The following is a 16,323-nucleotide window of genomic DNA, read 5'->3' as shown; positions in this document are numbered from 1 at the left end:
GACATCCTTGTCCTATCGGAAAACGGCGCACGTCCTGTGCGCCGCCCTCCGGGTCTACGGTTGACCGGTAAAGCAGCGGCCACAGCCACAGCTACAACCAAAGCCACAGCCAGTGCCACAAGCACAAGCAGAGCCGGAGCCAGAGCCTCGAAGGCCGCGGTCTGACTTCTCCTCACCCGAATCTCATCGGGCCTTACGACGGCCCTCACCCCACCCGCGCACAAGCGCTCCCGGCCCGCCCGGGCCCCCAAAACCGCGATCCGGCCGTCTGCCGTCAGGGCGCCCCTGCCGGGCTTGTGGCAAAATCCCCGCCCTGTAGCGGCCGTCGGCCGCGCCCGGCCTGTCCCGGCCCCGCACGATCGAGACCCGCGTCCATGCCGACCTTCGAGCCGTCTCCGCCCGAGTGCCTCCGTCGCAATGCCGCGGTCCCCTCGTCGCAGGGAGTCCGCCTCCATGGCTGACGAATACGGGCATCTGCCTCGCGGTCCCGGACGCATCCTGAAAGCGGCGACCTGGTCGTTCCAGGGCCTGCGCGCGGCCTGGCTGCACGAGTCCTCGTTCAGGCTCGAGGTCTACCTGTTCCTGGCCCTCGCGCCAGTGGGCTGGTGGTTCGGCGAAAGCGGGGTCGAGCGGGTGCTGCTGATCGGTTCGATCCTGCTGGTGCTGAGCGTGGAATTGCTCAATTCCGCGGTCGAGGCGGTCATCGAACGCTACGGCCCGGAGTTCCACGAATTGGCCGGACGCGCCAAGGACATGGGCTCGGCGGCGGTGTTCGTGTTGCTGATGAACGTGCTGCTGACCTGGGTGGCGATCCTCGGCCCCCGGCTGTGGACCCATTTGATGGGCTGAGCACGCCCCCGGGGCCGCCCACGCCATCCGGCCGGCTTCATCGCCTGCTTACACCGGGCCGCCACGGCGGCCCACCGGCACGCCCCTCGGCGCGCCGTCTGCGGATCCGGTCCGCAGGTTTCTTCGTTATCGACATCTTGAGGTATGCCGCACGTGATTGAACTGCTGACCGATCCGCAAGTCTGGATCACCCTGATCACCCTGAGCGCGATTGAAATCGTGCTGGGCATCGACAACCTCGTCTTCATCTCGATCGCGGTCAGCAAGCTGCCCTACGAGAGCCGCGAGAAGGCGCGCAAGTTCGGCATCGCGGTGGCCTGCATCTCGCGTATCGCGCTGCTGCTGACGCTGGCCTGGCTGGCCGGCCTGACCAACGATCTGTTCACCGTATTCGGCCAGGGCATCTCGGTGCGCGACCTGGTGCTGATCCTCGGCGGCGCCTTCTTGTTGGTGAAGGGCTCGATGGAGGTCAAGGACCTGATCGTCGGCGAGGACGAATCCGAAGACGTGCACACCAAGCCGGCGGCCTCGTTCATGGCGGTCATCGCCCAGATCGCGGTCATCGACATCGTGTTCTCGCTGGACTCGGTGATCGCCGCGGTCGGCATGGCCAACCACACCCCGGTCATGGTCGCCGCGATCCTGCTCGCCGTGGCGGTGATGCTGCTGGCGTCCAAGCCGCTGGGCTACTTCATCGACCACAACCCGACCATCAAGATGCTGGCGCTGGCCTTCATCGTCCTGGTCGGCGTGTATCTGATCGCCGACGGCCTGGAAGTGCATATCCCGAAGGGCTACATCTACGGCGCAATGGGCTTCTCGGCCCTGGTGGAATGCTTGAACCTGTGGGCGAAGAAGCGCGCGAACCGGCGCCTCAGCGCCGAATAAGCGTCGAGCCGCATCGATCGAGCGAGCGCAAGGGCCGGCAAGCGATTGCCGGCCCTTCTTGTTTGTAGCCGGCAAGCGATTGCCGGCCCTTCCCGTTTGTGGCCGGCAAGCGATTGCCGGCCCTTCCTGTTTGTGGCCGGCAAGTGATTACCGGCCCTTCGTGTTTGCGGCGGTGCTTATTGGGGCCGCGCTTATAGCGCCCCGGGCGGGCCGGCGTCGTCACACCGCGTCCATTGCGCCGGCCGGCGGCCGGTGCTGGAATGCGGCCGTCACCCAGCAGGAGTCCGCGCCATGTTCCGAGCCTTGATCGTGCTTGCGCTGACCGCGCTGCTCAGCGGCTGCGGCTACAACACCATCCAGCAGAAGGACGAGGCGGTCACCGCGGCCTGGTCGCAGGTGCTGAACGTCTACAAGCGCCGCGCCGACCTGGTGCCGAACCTGGTGGCCACGGTGAAGGGCTACGCCAGCCACGAACAACAGGTGCTGACCCAGGTCACCGAGGCGCGCGCCAAGGTCGGCAGCATCAATGTCGACGCCAACAATCCCGAGTCGCTCAAGCAGTTCGAGCAGGCCCAGGGCGAGTTGCGCGGGGCGATCGGGCGCTTGCTGGTGGTCAGCGAGAATTACCCGCAGCTCAAGGCCGACCAGAGCTTTCTGAGCCTGCAGACCCAGCTCGAAGGCACCGAGAACCGGATCACGGTCGAGCGCCAGCGCTATATCGGCACGGTCCAGGACTACAACACCTACATCCGCCAGTTCCCGACCAACCTCACCGCGAAGCTGTTCGGTTACTCGACCAAGCCCAACTTCACCGTCGAGAACCCGGCCGAGATCCAGGAAGCGCCGAAGGTCGATTTCGGCCAGCCGGCGCCCGCAGCGCCGGCCAGCACGCCGCCTGCCGCGGCGCAGCCCGCTCCGGCGCAGGGCTGATCGCCGTCCGATGACGGCGTTCCCCGCACGCACGCGCGGGTTCGGCCACGGCACGCCCGTCGCCTGGGTCGCCGTCTGCCTGAGCGTCGTGCTATTGGCGTTCGCGGCGTTGCCGGTGCGGGCGCAGGCTTCGGCTGCGATCCCGGCGATGACCTCGCCGGTGGTCGACACCACCGGCACGCTCGACGCCGCCACCCGTTCGCAATTGGAAGCACAGGCGCGTGCGCTGCAGCAGCGCAAGGGCAGCCAGTTGCAGGTGCTGGTGGTGGCGAGCACCGCGCCGGAGGACATCGACTCGTATGCGGTGCGCGCCTACGAACAGTTCAAGCTCGGCCGCAAGGACGTCGACGACGGCGTGCTGGTGGTCGTGGCCAAGGACGACCGCCGCGTGCGCATCGAAGTCGGCTACGGCCTGGAGGGCGCGATCACCGATGCCCAGTCCGGCCGCATCATCCAGGAATACCTCGCGCCGAAATTCCGCACCGGCGACTACGCCGGCGGCCTGGTCGACGCGACCGCCATGCTGGTCAAGCTGATCGACGGCGAACCGCTGCCGCCGCCGATGGCGCGCCAGACCCAGGACGACGGCGGCGGCGAGGAGGGCTGGGTGCTCGCCTTCTTCATCGCGATCTTCGGCGGGCAGTTCGTGCGCGCCGTGCTCGGCCGGCTGCCGGCGCTGGTGCGCGGGCTCGCGTCCGGGCTGGTCGTCGGCGGCATCGCCTGGTTGTTGTCGCTGGCCTGGTGGCTGGTCGGCCTGACGGCGTTGATCGGTTTGTTCGTCGGCCTGCTCGGCGGCAGCGGCGGGCAGTTCGTCCGCAGCGGCGGCTGGGGCGGCTACGGTGGCGGCGGTTGGGGCGGAGGCAGCGGCGGTGGAGGCGGTGGTGGCTGGTCGGGCGGCGGCGGTTCCAGCGGAGGCGGCGGCGCCTCGGGGAGTTGGTGATGCGTTGGCTCCGTCATCTGTGTGCGCCTTCGGCCCGGCGGTTGTTTCCCGAAGCCAGCCTGCAACGCATCGCCGCGGCCATCGCGGCCAGCGAGTCGCGTCATCACGGCCAGATCTGCTTCGCGGTCGAGGAGCGCTTGCCGCTGCGAGAGCTGTTCGCCGGCCAGGATGCGCGCGCGGCGGCGCAGGAGGCCTTCGCCCAACTGCGGGTCTGGGACACCGCCGGCAACAGCGGGGTGCTGTTGTATCTGCTGTTGGCCGACCATCGCATCGAGATCGTCGCCGATCGCGGCTATGCCTCGCGGGTCGGCCATGAGCGCTGGCAGGCGGTCTGCGACGACATCCAGCAGGCCTTGAGCGCCGGGGATGCCGAGGCCGCGGTGCTCGGCGGCATCGCCGCCTTGTCGGACATCGTCGCCGAACAGTTCCCGCGCGCGCGCGGCGCGCTCGACGACGGCAACGAATTGCCGGATCGCCCGGTCCTGCTATAAGCGGGCCGATCGGCGTCGGCGGGCTCCAGGGTCGGCCGGGCCTTGCCCATCGGGGCCAATGCGCGAGTTTGCCGCAATGGGCCGGATCGCTTCCGGAACACTGTGTCCGTGCCGATTCGGGGGCCTCGGCGGCGCCCCTGGTACAGGCCGCGTGGGGCACAATACGGCGGTCATCGTCCCTCAAGAATCGTCACGCCGCATGACCATCCTGCACCAGATCGACCCGATCGCGATCTCTCTCGGCCCGCTGCAAGTCCACTGGTACGGGATCATGTATCTGCTCGGTTTCGTCACCGCCTGGTGGCTCGGGCGGCGCCGGATCCGTGACGGGCGCCTGCCCGGCGTCGGCGAGCAGGCCTACGGCGACCTGCTGTTCTACGCCATGCTCGGCGTGGTCCTCGGCGGCCGCATCGGCTACGTGGTCTTCTACAACTTCGCCGAACTGCTCAAGGACCCCTTGATGCTGTTCCGCATCTGGGAAGGCGGCATGAGCTTCCACGGCGGCCTGCTCGGGGTGATGGCCGCGGCCCTGTGGTGGTCGCACCGCCAACGCACGCATTTCTTCGACGTGATGGATTTCGTCGCGCCGCTGGTGCCGCCCGGTCTCGGTTTCGGCCGCCTCGGCAACTACATCGGCGGCGAGTTGTGGGGCAAGACCACCGATGCCGGCTGGGGCGTGATCTTCCCGCGCGCGCCGGAATTTGCCGGCTGGACCGCCGAGCAATTGCAGACCCAATTCGCCGGCGGCGGTCTCGACCGTTTCGCCCGTCATCCTTCGCAGCTCTATCAAGCGCTGCTCGAAGGCCTGGTGATGTTCGTCGCGTTGTGGTGGTTCTCGAGCAAGCCGCGTCCGCGCTATGCGGTGTCCGGCCTGTTCGCGCTGCTGTACGGCTGCTTCCGTTTCCTGGTCGAGTTCGTGCGCGTGCCCGATGCGCAGATCGGCGATCACGGCTACCTCGCGTTCGGCTGGCTGACCATGGGCCAGGTGTTGAGCGTGCCGCTGATCCTGCTCGGCCTGTTCTGGCTGTGGCTGTCGACGCGCTCGCCGACCCTGCAACCGCAGCCGCTCGCGGCCGAACCGGCGAAGGGCTGAGACCATGCAGCAATACCTCGATCTCCTGCGTCACGTGCTGGAACACGGCACCGAGAAATCCGACCGCACCGGCACCGGCACGCGCAGCGTGTTCGGCTGGCAACTGCGTTTCGATTTGAACGCCGGCTTCCCGCTGGTCACCACCAAGAAACTGCACCTGCGCTCGATCGTCCATGAGCTGCTGTGGTTCCTCAAGGGCGAGACCAACACCGCCTACCTGAAAGAGCACAAGGTCAGCATCTGGGACGAGTGGGCCGATGCCGACGGCGAGCTCGGCCCGGTCTACGGCAAGCAGTGGCGGCGTTGGGCCGGCGCGCAAGGCGTCGAGATCGACCAGATCCGCTGGGTCGTCGACGAGATCAAGCGCAACCCCGATTCGCGCCGTTTGATCGTCAGCGCCTGGAACGTCGCCGACCTGCCGCAGATGGCGCTCATGCCGTGCCACGCCCTGTTCCAGTTCTACGTCGCCGACGGCAAGCTCAGCTGCCAGCTGTACCAGCGCAGCGGCGACATCTTCCTCGGCGTGCCGTTCAACATCGCCAGCTATGCGCTGCTGACCCACATGGTCGCGCAGGTCTGCGGCCTGGGCGTCGGCGATTTCGTCCACACCCTCGGCGACGCGCACCTGTATTCGAACCACTACGAGCAGGCGCGCGAACAGCTTTCGCGCACGCCGCGCGCGTTGCCGAAGTTGAAGCTCAATCCCGAGGTCAAGGACGTCTTCGGCTTCAGCTACGACGACATCGCCATCGAAGGCTACGACCCGCTGCCGGCGATCAAGGCGCCGGTCGCGGTCTGAGCGAGCGGCTTGCACGACTGTGCTAGACGCGGTTTGAACGTGCGCCGGATTAGTGTGACCGCTTCCGGCGCCGCCGTTGGCGCCGCAGGAGCGATCATGCTGCGACCTTCCATTGCAGGCCCGTGCTTGGCCCTGTCGATCGCGCTTGCTGCGAGCGCATGCGGGACGACGAGCGAGCGCGCCGATCGTCGGCCGGCCGCGGCGCCGGCTGCGCCGGCTACGGCCGACGACACGGCTCGCAGCGATGCGGCCGCCGCCGCGTTCTATCGCGCTCATCTGCGCGGTTATGGCGAAGACGGTGCGCCGGCCATGTCCGGCTTCGCCTCGGGCCTGCCGCGCGGCGCGCGCCTGGCCGCCTACCGGCCGCTGTTGACTCGCGCCTTGTGGCAACGCCTGGAGCGTGCGCAACGCGCACAAACCGCGTTCATTACCGCGCATCCGGACCTGAAGCCGCCTCTGATCGAAGGCGATGTATTCAGCAGTGCGGCGCAGGACGAAATGATTCTTTCGTTCGCGCTGGGCCGGCGCACCGCTATGAGCGTCGACGCCGAGCGTGTGCAGATCCTGCTGACCGGCAGCGACTTGCCCGAGGGGCAGGGCCCCGGGCGGCAGTGGCGCGACGATGCGCTGATGCGGCGCGAGGACGGGGTGTGGAAACTCGACGATATCGAGTTCGACACCGCCGATGGCTCCACGCCGCGTACTCGCTTATCGAAGATTCTCGACGAGGCTTTGCAATGACCGCATCGGCAACTCCGCGCCTGAGCCTGATCGCCGCACTCGACCGCAACCACGCCATCGGCCGCGACAATGCCTTGCCGTGGCGTCTTTCCGACGACCTCAAACGCTTCAAGGCGCTGACTCTCGGCAAGCCGCTGCTGATGGGGCGCAAGACCGCGCAGTCGCTGGGACGCGCGTTGCCGGGCCGGCGCAACCTGGTGCTGACCCGCTCGAACGAGGTGCCGTTCGCCGGCATGGAAGCGGTGGGCTCGGTCGAACAGGCGCTGGAACTGGCGCAGGGCGACGGCGCCGCCGAGTTGTGCGTGATCGGCGGCGGCGAGGTCTACGCGCTGTGCCTGGCCGCGGCCACGCGTTTGCATTTGACCCGGGTCGATACCGAAGTCGAAGGCGCCGATGCCTTCTTCCCGCGCTTCGATGCCGCCGAATGGCGCGTGATTTCGCGCGAGGCGCATGCAGCCGATGAGCGCAACGAGTTCGCGTTCGAGTTCGTCGATTACCTGCGCTTGGGAATGGATTGACGGGCGAGTCCGTCGTGAAGGCCCTGCCCGGGTGAATCCGGCGGCTTTGTATCCCCGCCTTCGCGGGGATGACGGCAAGGAAGAGACTTGCGAGAACGAGGCATAGGCCTGACGGCGCTTAAGCTTGGAGCCGCCGTCGCGCGGGTTCTGCAGGGATGAGTCCGGTGGGTCCCCGCCTTCGTGGGGATGACGGCTATCGGCGCGCCACGCTCGCGCTGCCGCGGTCCAACTTCGGCCGATAGTGGCCGGTGATGGTGTAGTCGAACAGCAGGTCGTCTTCCTGGGTGCCGCGGGCGATGTTGTGCAGGATCAGCGGCCGGCCCCGATAGGATTTGCGGTCGGAGACGATGCCGATGTGCGGCACGCCGCGGCCGAGGTCCCAGGTGACCAGATCGCCGGGGCGATAGTCGGCGGCGCGATCGCTGACCGGCAGCGACCAGGCCTGGCGCTCGAACCAGCGGCGCAGGTTCGGCACGCGGCGGTGATCGATGCTGCGATCGGTCGCGCTTGCGCGCCAGTTCGAGGGATAGGCGGCGAAGTTCGCGCGCATGTCTTCGTGCACGGCCTGCTGCAGATCGAGCCCCTGGGTGCGCAGAGCGCGGATCACCACGTCGGTACAGACCCCGCGATCGGCGGCGACATCGCCGCCGGGATAGGACAAACGCACATAGGCCGGGTCGTAGAGACGGGTCACGCCGATCTGCGCGCGCGCGGCGACGACCAACGGCGGCGACGCCGCGACATCGCGCGATGAGGCCGCCGGTTGTATAGCAGACGGCGCGCCCGATGAGGCCGGTTGCTGCGGTGCGCGCGAACAGGCGGCGCAGGCGGCGGCGACCGCGAGGGCCGCGATCTTCAGCAGTGGCCGCGACCGTCCCTGGCGCACCGGCTTACTTCGGCTGCCCTTGCGGCGGGCGCGGCGGACGCGGCCGCGGCGGGTTGGCCGGCACGTCGCGACCGGGCACCTGCACCAGTCGCAACTCGTCGGTGTCGAGTTGCAGCGCGGTGAGTTTGCCGCCCCAGACCGCGCCGGTGTCGATCGCGTGCACGCCGTGGCCGATGAAGAGGCCGAGGGTCGACCAGTGCCCGCAGACGATCTTGAGGTCGCGCTCGGCGCGGCCCGGCACTTCGTACCAGGGGTAGAGGCCGACCGGCTGGGTGCCCGGGCTGCCCTTGTCCTCGAAGGCGATGCGGCCGCGCGGCGTGCAATAACGCAGGCGGGTGAAGATGTTGATGATCGCGCGATGGCGGTCGATGCCGGCCAGCTTGGGATTCCAGGCCGGGCGATCGCCGTACATGTTCTTGAGCAGGCGCCGGTACTGGTCGCCGTGCAGGCGCTCCTCGACCTCGCGCGCATGGCGCTCGGCCATGGTCGTGGTCCACTTCGGCGCCAGACCGGCGTGCACCATCATCCAGCCGAGCTTGCGGTCGACCTGGACCAGCTTCTGCATGCGCAGCCAGCCGAGCAGTTCGTTGCGGTCCTCGGCCAGGACGATGCGCTGCAGGTCGGGGTTGACCTTGCGCTGCTCTTCTTCGGTGCGCTCGCCGATCGCGAGCAGCGACAGGTCGTGGTTGCCGAGCACGACGATGCTGTTCTGGCGCAACGAATGCACCAGGCGCAGAGTCTCCAGCGACTGCCCGCCGCGGTTGACCAGATCGCCGCAGAACCACAGCGTGTCGCGCGCCGGATCGAAGGCGATCCGTTCCAGCAAGCGCTGGGTCGCGTCGTAACAGCCCTGGAGGTCGCCTATTGCCCAAACGCTCATACGTGGTCCGCGCTCAATGCAGGGTGCGCGGGATGGTGAGCGTGAACGGCGGAATCTGCGCGTCGAAGCGGGTGCCGTCGTCGGCGACCATCGCGTAACTGCCTTCCATCGTTCCCAAGCTGGTTTCCAGCACGGCGCCCGAGGTGTACTCGTAGTCGTCGCCCGGACGCAACCACGGTTGTTCGCCCACCACGCCTTCGCCGCGCACTTCCTGCACCTTGCCGTTCGCGTCGGTGATGACCCAGTGGCGCGACATCAGGCGCGCGGGAATCTTGCCGGCGTTGCGGATATGGATGGTGTAGGCAAAGACGTAGCGGTCCTGCTCCGGTTCGGACTGGTCGTCCAGGTAGCGGGTCGCCACATCGATGTCGAAAGCATAGTCGTGGTGGTGTTCCATGGCGGCAGTTTAAGCAAAGCGGGCATGAAGCGGGAATGAGTCGTGAAAATAACGACATTCGGCCGAAATCGTGGGCCGCCCCGCCGGTCGTGATAATCGGTGAGCGGCCTGCGTGGACGCCGCGAAAGCCGAGATGCGCCGCCGGACCGCGGTCCGCAGTCGGCACAAAACCTGCATCGGCGCTCGGCCGCGATGGCGGCGCTTCGGGCGCGTCGCATGCACGGCGGCGCATCGTCGCGGCCAGGGTCGCAGGGTACGAACGCACCGCGGACCGCAGGCCCGCGGCGCAGGCGCTAATTCTTGCCGGGCTCGGCCAGGACCGCGCCGCTGGCGGCGAGCGCATTGGCCAGGCGCACGAAATCGGCGACTTCGATCTGCTCGGCGCGCGCGTCCGGACGCAGTCCGGCGGCCTCGATCGCGGCGCCGTTGCAGACCTGCGAGAGCGCGTTGCGCAGGGTCTTGCGGCGCTGGCCGAAGGCATCGCGGACCACGCGCGCGAACAGGGCGTGGTCGACGATGCCGATCTTGTCGGGCGCATGCGGAATCATCCGCACCACGGCCGAATCGACCTTCGGCGGCGGACGAAATGCGCCCGGCGGCACATCGAACAGGGCGATCACTTGGCAGTAGGCCTGCAGCATGACGCTGAGGCGGCCGAAGACCTTGCTGCCGGGGCCGGCGGCCATGCGGTCGACCACTTCCTTCTGCAGCATGAAGTGCATGTCGCGGATCACCGCGGCATGGTCGAGGGCATGGAACAGGATCGGCGAGGACAGGTTGTAGGGCAGGTTGCCGACCAGGCGGATCTTGTCCTCGTTGGCCAGCGCGGTGAAATCCACGGTCAGCACATCGCGGTGGATCACTTCCAGGGTGCCGTGGGCGCGTGCGCCGTCGGTCAGCGGGAAGATCAGGTCGCGGTCGAACTCGATCACGGTCAGTTCGCCGTGGCGGTCGAGCAAGGGGAAGGTGATCGCGCCCTGGCCCGGGCCGATCTCGACCAGATGGTCGCCGGGCTTGGGGTCCACCGCCTGCACGATCATGGCGATGATGCCGCCGTCGTGCAGGAAGTGCTGGCCCAGGTGTTTCTTGGCCTCGGGCTTGAAGCCCTTGGCATGCGATCTGGCCGTGCCGGTCATGGCGTGCCTCCGGACGTGCTGCGGCGGGTGCGCGCGATGCGCGCGCAGGTTTCGGCGGCGGCGATCAGGCTGGACGGATCGGCCAGGCCGCGGCCGGCGAGGTCGAGCGCGGTGCCATGATCGACCGCGACGCGCGGATAGGGTAGTCCTAGGGTCATGTTCACCGCACGCTCGAAGCCGCTGTACTTGAGCACCGGCAGGCCCTGGTCGTGGTACATCGCCAGCACCGCGTCGAAACCGCGCAGCTTGGCCGGCAGGAAGGCGGTGTCGGCCGGCAGCGGGCCGACCAGGTCGAGGCCCTGGGCGCGCAGCGCAGCCAGCACCGGCTCGATGACCTCGATTTCCTCGCGGCCCATGTGGCCGGCCTCGCCCGCATGCGGGTTGAGGCCGAGCACGGCGATCACCGGCTCGGCGATGCCGAAGTCCTGGCGCAGCGCCGTCTCGATGATGCGCAGGGTGCGGGCCAGCGAGATCGGTTCGATCGCGTCGGCGACCGCGCGCAGCGGCAGATGGGTGGTGGCCAGGCCGACCCGGACGATGTCGTTGGCCAGCAGCATCACCACCTCGCAGCCGGCCTGTTCGGCGAGCAGCTCGGTGGTGCCGCTGTAGGCGATGCCGCCCTCGTTGATGACCGCCTTGTGCACCGGGCCGGTGACCAGGCCGTCGAATTCGCCGCGCAGGCAGCCCTCGGCGCCGGCGCGCAACGCGCCGATCACCGCCGCGGCATTGCGCGGGTCGGGTTGGCCGAAGGCGGGGACGACGGCGTTGGGGATTTCGACCAGGGCCAGCTCGCCGGGAGCCCGCGAAGGGCGGTCCGGCGGCAGCAGGGTCAGGGGCAGGCCGAGTGCGTCGGCGGCGGCGCGCAGGCTGCGCGCATCGGCGAAGGCGACCAGGTCGTAGTCGCGCGCCTGCTGGATCAGCCGCAGGCAGAGCTCCGGCCCGACGCCGGCCGGCTCGCCCGGCACCAGCGCGAGCCGGGGCAGGGTCACGTCAGCCGCCGGACGCGGCCGGCTTGGCCGGTTCCGCCGGCGCGGTGGTCTCTTCGGCGCCCTTGCCGACGCGGAAGTCGACGAAGGCTTCGCCGCGCTTCTCGCGCAGGTAGCGGTTCCATTCTTCCTCGAGCTTGCGACGGCCGATGGTCTCCTGGACCTGGGCGCGCTTGCTCTGGTCGGCGACGTCGCTCTGGCGGCTGCCGATGCGCTGGACGATGTGGTAACCGGCCTGGCTGTGGATCGGCTGCGAGATTTCGTTGTCGGCCAGTGCCGCGACGGCGCCGCCGAATTCGGGGCCGAACTCGTCCTGGGTGAACCAGCCCAGGTCGCCGCCCTTGGCCTGCGAGGTCAGGTCTTCCGAGCTTTCCTTGACCACGTCCTCGAACTTGGCGCCGCCGGCGATGCGGGCACGCAGGGTCTCGGCCTTGGCCTTGGCTTGCGCTTCGCTGACGGTGTCGCTGATGCGGACCAGGATGTGGCGGGCATGGAACTGGGTGACCAGCTTCGGACCGGACTGCGAGGCGTCGCGCACTTCGACCAGCTTGAGCAACTGGAAGCCGCTCGGGCCGCGGATCGGGGCGGTGACCTGGCCGGCGCTCATGTTGCGCATCAGCTCGCCGAACGCGGCCGGGATTTCGTCCAGGCTGCGCCAGCCCAAATCGCCGCCTTCCAGCGCGTTGGGGCTGTCGGAATAGCGCACGGCGGCGGCGTTGAAGTCCATCTCGCCCTTGTCGATCAGGGTCTTCACGCCCTCGACCTTCTTCTGTGCGGTCGCGATCTGCTCGGGCGTGGCGCCTTCGGGCAGGGCGATCAGGATGTGGGCAAGGTGGTACTGGGTGCCGGTGTTGGCCTGCGCGGCCAGGGCGGCGTCGATCTCGGCGTCGCTGACCGAAATGCGGGTCTGGGCGAAGCGTTGGCGCAGGCGCTGGACCAGCAGTTCGTCGCGGATCGAGCTGCGGAAATCGTTGTAGGAACTGCCGTCGCGGGCCAGCTGCTGGCGCAATTGGTCGACGCTGATCTTGTTCGAGTTGGCGATGCCGCCGATGGCCTGGTCGATTTCCTGATCGGTCACCCGCACGCCGGTGCCCTGGGCCTGGGCGACCTGGATCTTGAGCAGGATCAGGCGCTCGAGCACCTGGCGCTCAAGCACGTCGCGCGGCGGCAGCTGGTCGCTGCGGCCGGCGTACTGATTCATGATGTTGGCGATCGCGCGGTCGAGTTCGGTCTTGAGGATCACGTCCTCGTCGACCACGGCCGCGATGCGGTCGATCGGCTGCAGATCCTGAGCCCGGACGTTCCCGCCGAACAGCAGGCCGGCGGCCAGCAGACTTGCCAAAACCGGGCTCGCCAGGAGCGGGCTCGCGAAGAATTTGTTCATAGGGTCGGGTCGAGAGTCGATTCGGCGTCGTTGCCGCGATTTTGGCGGCTGACCGTGGGAGACGGCGGCGCCAGATACAGGTCGTCGCGGTTATAACCGAGAATAGCACGGCGCAAAACGCGCTCCGTGTTCTGGCCGGCGGAGCCTAGGCCCTTGAGCTCGAACTCCACCTGAAGCGAGCTGTTGAGGTCTTCGGAACGGTTGCGCTGGTAGCGGCGGGCGATCAGGCGGACCGCCAGGCAGCAGCTTTCCCACTGCACGCCGGCGATCTGTTCGAGCGCGCGCTTGTCCTTGATCGAGTAGTAGTAGCGGCCGACCACGCTCCAGTTGTCGTTGATCGGATACAGGAACGAGAAGTCGGCCTGCTCGAACAGGTCGCGCCTGTCCTTCGGCGCGGTCGGCGCCACCGACAGGTCGCGGCGGTAGCGATAACCGAAATTGACCACGCCGTTGTTGCCGAACAGGTAGCGCGCCCGCAGGCTGGCGAGATCCTCGCTGCGCAGCTTGGGATCCCACTGGTAGGTCGCGTTGATCGTCCAGCGATCGCTCGGCGACACGCTGACGTCGGCGACCCAGGCCGACTTGCCCTGCTTGATCGGGGTTTCGGCGCCGGCGACGACGCGGATGTCGTCGAAATACTGGATCTGGCCGATGCTCGCCGCCAACCGCTCGCGGCCGTCGTCCTGGCTGATCAGGCGCGTGGTCAGGGCGGTGGTGAGCTGGTTGGCGTCGGTCTGGCGGTCGGCGCCGGTGTAGCGGTTGTCGCGGAACAGCGCGCCCCAGCTGAACGACATCGGGTTGGTGTCGAACAGCGGCATGCCGGCCTGGTCGCGATACGGCGCGCGCAGATAGAAGACGCGCGGCTCCAGGGTGTGCAGGTAGTGGTCGCCGCGGATCTCGGTCTCGCGATCGAAGTACATGCCGGCGTCGATCGAGGTGATCGGCAGGCTGCGGCTCGGCGACTTGTCGTAGAAGCTGCGCACCAGCGCCGGCGTGTTGGGCACCGTCGGGTTGGCGGCGACGAAGGCCGCGGCCTGCTGCTCGGCCATCTGCTGGGCCATGCCGCGCTCCAGCTCATAGGCGGTGTAGCGCCAGGCCAGCTTGGGGCGGATGAACCAGCTTGCGCCCTCGAGCGGGAAGCTGACGTAGGGCTTGACGTCGAAACGGCTGCCGCCGGGCATGTCGCGGCGCAGGCCGATCGGTGCGTTCGGATCGCCCGGGGTGAACTTGACGTCTTCGTGCTGGAAACGCACCGCTTCGGTGTCGACGCCGGCCTCGACCCACTTGCCGAACGGCTGCGCCCAATGGAAGGTCGCGCGCGGCAGGCGGTCGTAGGCCAGCGAGTTTTCCTGCAGGGTGAAGTCGGCCAGTTGGTTGTGGTCGGCGATCAGGCTTGCGTCCCAATAGCGGCCACGGCCGTATAGGCCGACCTCGCTGCGCAGCGAGATCGCCGACTGGCCGTACAGACTGTTGCTGAAATCCTGCAGGTAGTACTTATCGCTGACCCAGGCCAGATTGGCGGCGGCGTACCAGGTGCCGTCGAGGCGATGGGTGGTCTTCAGCGCGAACTCGCCGCGGTTCTTCTCCGGCATGCGGTCGCGCGGGATCTGCACCGGCGGGTCGCGACGGTAATCGGTGTAGCGGCCCGGGTCGTTGCCGGCCAGGTCGTCGTTCGGCATCCAGTTGCCCGAGACCTCGCCGGAACCGCTGCCGTACAGCCAGCGGAACTCGCCGCCCATGGCCAGGCCGCGCTTGCTCATGTAGCGCGGATACAGGGTGGCGTCGTAGTTCGGCGCCAGGTTGAGGTAGATCGGCTGGCGCCAGTCGAAGCCGTTCTTGCCCGACAGGCCGATGTTCGGATACAGCAGGCCGGTGCGGCGGCGGTCGTCGACCGGGAACACGAACCACGGCACGTACAGCACCGGCACCTTGCCGATGCGCAGGGTGGCGTTGCGCGCCACGCCCATGCCTTCGGCGGTGTCGATGTCGATGCGGTGGGCGCGCAGCTCCCAGGAGCGCTGGTTCGGCGCGCAGGTCGAATAGGTCGAACCGTGCAGGGCGCCCTTGGGGCCGTTGAGCTCGATGCGCTCGGCGCCGCCGTTGCCGCGGCGCGCGGTCAATTGGTACTCGACGTCGTCGATGCGGTGCTGGTCGGCGTTCTGGTCGCCCTCGGCGCGCTCGGCGACCAGGCGCATGCTCGAATCCTGGTAACGGACATGGCCTTCGGCCGTGTACTTGCCCGATTCCTGGTTGTAGCTGAGCTTGTCGGTGCCCAGGAACTGGTCGCCGCGGCTCAAGCGCACATTGTCCTGGACGACGATGTTGTCGTCGGTCCCGGCCCGTTGCAGGGTGCCGCCGTCGATATCGGTCGGCTGCTCGGCGCGCTGTTCGGCGGTGCCGGTCGGGGTCGGGGCGTCGTCGAAGGACGGCACGGCGTCGATCAGCGGACACAGGCCCCAATTCTCGTTGTCGTCCGCCGCATAAGCGGGCAGGGCGATGGCGATGCACAGCGACAACGGGAGCAGGCGAAGGGGTTTGCGCACGCGAGCATCCGGTGGACGGAAAAACGGTCGTTAGCTTGCCGTATCCCTTGCAAGCGGGCAACGCGGGCGCCATCTAAGCGGCATCGGCGTTCATTTTCCCGGAACGCGACCGCCCCATCGGAGGAGTCATGAGCCAGCTTCCCAGTCCCCCCCCGGCATCGGTCGAGAAGAGCGAAGCTGAATGGCGCGAGCAGTTATCCCCGGAGCAATACGCCGTCTGCCGTTGCTCGGCGACCGAGCGGGCCTTCACCGGGCGGTTCTGGAACCACAAGGAAGCCGGCACCTACACCTGCGCCGCCTGCGGCGAGGCCCTGTTCTCCTCGCAGGCCAAGTACGACTCCGGCAGCGGGTGGCCGAGCTACTGGCAGCCCTTGCGGCCCGAAGCGGTGGCCGAGGTGGCCGACGAGAGTCACGGAATGCGCCGGGTCGAGGTCAAGTGCGCGCGCTGCCAGTCGCACCTGGGGCACGTGTTCCCCGACGGCCCGCGGCCGACTGGTTTGCGCTATTGCATCAACTCGGCGGCCTTGGGGTTCGAGGCGGAGCCGGTAGGCTGAGGCCTGGTCCGGTGGTCCGGTAACTCTCTGTAGGGACTGCTTGGTCGCGTGGTCGCGACTCACGTCGCTCCTACAAGGAGGGCGCTCCCGCCTTGCTTGAGCACATAGCGCCGCAAACCATCCCTGTAGGAGCGGCGTGAGCCGCGACCGTGAGTCCCAAGCCGGTGCGACCCTGCCCGTGGAGGCCAATGTGTCCGTGACCGTGGCCGGGCCCTGGCTGTTGCTGTGCGCAGCTCAGCACTTGCGAAGGCAATAGAAGACCCGAAGGGCGGCGCGCAGGGATGCGCGCCGTTTTTCATCGGGACAGG

The 16,323-nt window shown here is 68.1% G+C and carries 16 protein-coding genes and 1 pseudogene; 10 read left to right on the top strand and 7 right to left on the bottom strand.

The window, feature by feature from the left end:
* Nucleotides 1-453 precede the first annotated feature (453 nt).
* The 9 genes from EX88_RS0120730 to EX88_RS0120690 all read left to right on the top strand — a co-directional run bounded on the left by EX88_RS0120730 (nt 454) and on the right by EX88_RS0120690 (nt 7,249).
* A complete protein-coding gene (locus EX88_RS0120730; RefSeq protein ID WP_031373893.1) occupies nt 454-849 on the top strand; it encodes a diacylglycerol kinase in 396 nt (131 codons plus the stop codon).
* A gap of 144 nt (nt 850-993) precedes the next feature.
* Nucleotides 994-1,737 carry a TerC family protein gene (locus EX88_RS0120725; protein ID WP_031373892.1) on the top strand — a complete coding sequence of 248 codons (744 nt, stop codon included), beginning with the start codon at nt 994-996 and terminating at the stop codon, nt 1,735-1,737.
* Between the two features lie 291 nt (nt 1,738-2,028).
* Nucleotides 2,029-2,667: a LemA family protein gene (locus EX88_RS0120720; protein WP_036149658.1), complete on the top strand. Its 639-nt coding sequence runs from the start codon at nt 2,029-2,031 to the stop codon at nt 2,665-2,667.
* 10 nt (nt 2,668-2,677) lie between these two features.
* Nucleotides 2,678-3,607, top strand: a complete 930-nt coding sequence (locus EX88_RS0120715) for a TPM domain-containing protein (RefSeq protein ID WP_081931304.1) — start codon at nt 2,678-2,680, stop codon at nt 3,605-3,607.
* Nucleotides 3,607-4,098 carry a TPM domain-containing protein gene (locus EX88_RS0120710; RefSeq protein ID WP_031373889.1) on the top strand — a complete coding sequence of 164 codons (492 nt, stop codon included), beginning with the start codon at nt 3,607-3,609 and terminating at the stop codon, nt 4,096-4,098. The genes EX88_RS0120715 and EX88_RS0120710 overlap by 1 nt, the downstream gene beginning before the upstream one ends.
* A 199-nt stretch (nt 4,099-4,297) precedes the next feature.
* Entirely contained in the window at nt 4,298-5,191 is an 894-nt protein-coding gene (gene lgt / locus EX88_RS0120705) for a prolipoprotein diacylglyceryl transferase (RefSeq protein ID WP_031373888.1), read from the top strand.
* Nucleotides 5,192-5,195: 4 nt separating this feature from the next.
* The gene (locus EX88_RS0120700) at nt 5,196-5,990 is read left to right on the top strand and encodes a thymidylate synthase (RefSeq protein ID WP_031373887.1); all 795 of its coding nucleotides are present in this window, start codon (nt 5,196-5,198) and stop codon (nt 5,988-5,990) included.
* 96 nt (nt 5,991-6,086) lie between these two features.
* Nucleotides 6,087-6,731 (top strand): hypothetical protein, encoded by a 645-nt coding sequence (locus EX88_RS0120695; protein WP_152566392.1) that lies wholly within the window; start codon nt 6,087-6,089, stop codon nt 6,729-6,731.
* Entirely contained in the window at nt 6,728-7,249 is a 522-nt protein-coding gene (locus EX88_RS0120690) for a dihydrofolate reductase (protein WP_031373885.1), read from the top strand. The genes EX88_RS0120695 and EX88_RS0120690 overlap by 4 nt, the downstream gene beginning before the upstream one ends.
* Nucleotides 7,250-7,442: 193 nt before the next feature.
* Here the strand turns inward: EX88_RS0120690 and EX88_RS0120685 are convergent, their stop codons facing one another.
* The 7 genes and pseudogenes from EX88_RS0120685 to lptD all read right to left on the bottom strand — a co-directional run bounded on the left by EX88_RS0120685 (nt 7,443) and on the right by lptD (nt 15,461).
* Complete coding sequence (locus EX88_RS0120685) at nt 7,443-8,135, bottom strand: DUF1287 domain-containing protein (RefSeq protein WP_051885370.1); 693 nt, start codon at nt 8,133-8,135, stop codon at nt 7,443-7,445.
* Nucleotides 8,077-9,015, bottom strand: a pseudogene (locus EX88_RS0120680) (symmetrical bis(5'-nucleosyl)-tetraphosphatase); the annotation flags it as partial. The gene EX88_RS0120685 and the pseudogene EX88_RS0120680, both read right to left, overlap by 59 nt.
* A 13-nt stretch (nt 9,016-9,028) precedes the next feature.
* Nucleotides 9,029-9,412: a Co2+/Mg2+ efflux protein ApaG gene (gene apaG / locus EX88_RS0120675; protein ID WP_031373882.1), complete on the bottom strand. Its 384-nt coding sequence runs from the start codon at nt 9,410-9,412 to the stop codon at nt 9,029-9,031.
* A gap of 293 nt (nt 9,413-9,705) precedes the next feature.
* Nucleotides 9,706-10,548 carry a 16S rRNA (adenine(1518)-N(6)/adenine(1519)-N(6))-dimethyltransferase RsmA gene (gene rsmA, locus EX88_RS0120670; protein ID WP_051885369.1) on the bottom strand — a complete coding sequence of 281 codons (843 nt, stop codon included), beginning with the start codon at nt 10,546-10,548 and terminating at the stop codon, nt 9,706-9,708.
* A complete protein-coding gene (pdxA, locus tag EX88_RS0120665) occupies nt 10,545-11,537 on the bottom strand; it encodes a 4-hydroxythreonine-4-phosphate dehydrogenase PdxA (RefSeq protein WP_031373880.1) in 993 nt (330 codons plus the stop codon). Before pdxA ends, rsmA begins: the two co-directional genes overlap by 4 nt.
* A gap of 1 nt (nt 11,538) precedes the next feature.
* Complete coding sequence (locus EX88_RS0120660; protein WP_031373879.1) at nt 11,539-12,918, bottom strand: peptidylprolyl isomerase; 1,380 nt, start codon at nt 12,916-12,918, stop codon at nt 11,539-11,541.
* Nucleotides 12,915-15,461 carry an LPS assembly protein LptD gene (lptD, locus tag EX88_RS0120655; RefSeq protein WP_031373878.1) on the bottom strand — a complete coding sequence of 849 codons (2,547 nt, stop codon included), beginning with the start codon at nt 15,459-15,461 and terminating at the stop codon, nt 12,915-12,917. The genes EX88_RS0120660 and lptD overlap by 4 nt, the downstream gene beginning before the upstream one ends.
* Nucleotides 15,462-15,589: 128 nt before the next feature.
* Here lptD and msrB point away from each other — a divergent pair, with 128 nt between their 5' ends.
* Complete coding sequence (gene msrB, locus EX88_RS0120650) at nt 15,590-16,015, top strand: peptide-methionine (R)-S-oxide reductase MsrB (RefSeq protein ID WP_031373877.1); 426 nt, start codon at nt 15,590-15,592, stop codon at nt 16,013-16,015.
* Nucleotides 16,016-16,323 lie beyond the last annotated feature (308 nt).

Source organism: Lysobacter antibioticus, from assembly GCF_000731095.1.
Lineage (GTDB): Bacteria > Pseudomonadota > Gammaproteobacteria > Xanthomonadales > Xanthomonadaceae > Lysobacter > Lysobacter antibioticus_B.
This window is presented reverse-complemented; position numbering and strand designations above follow the sequence as displayed.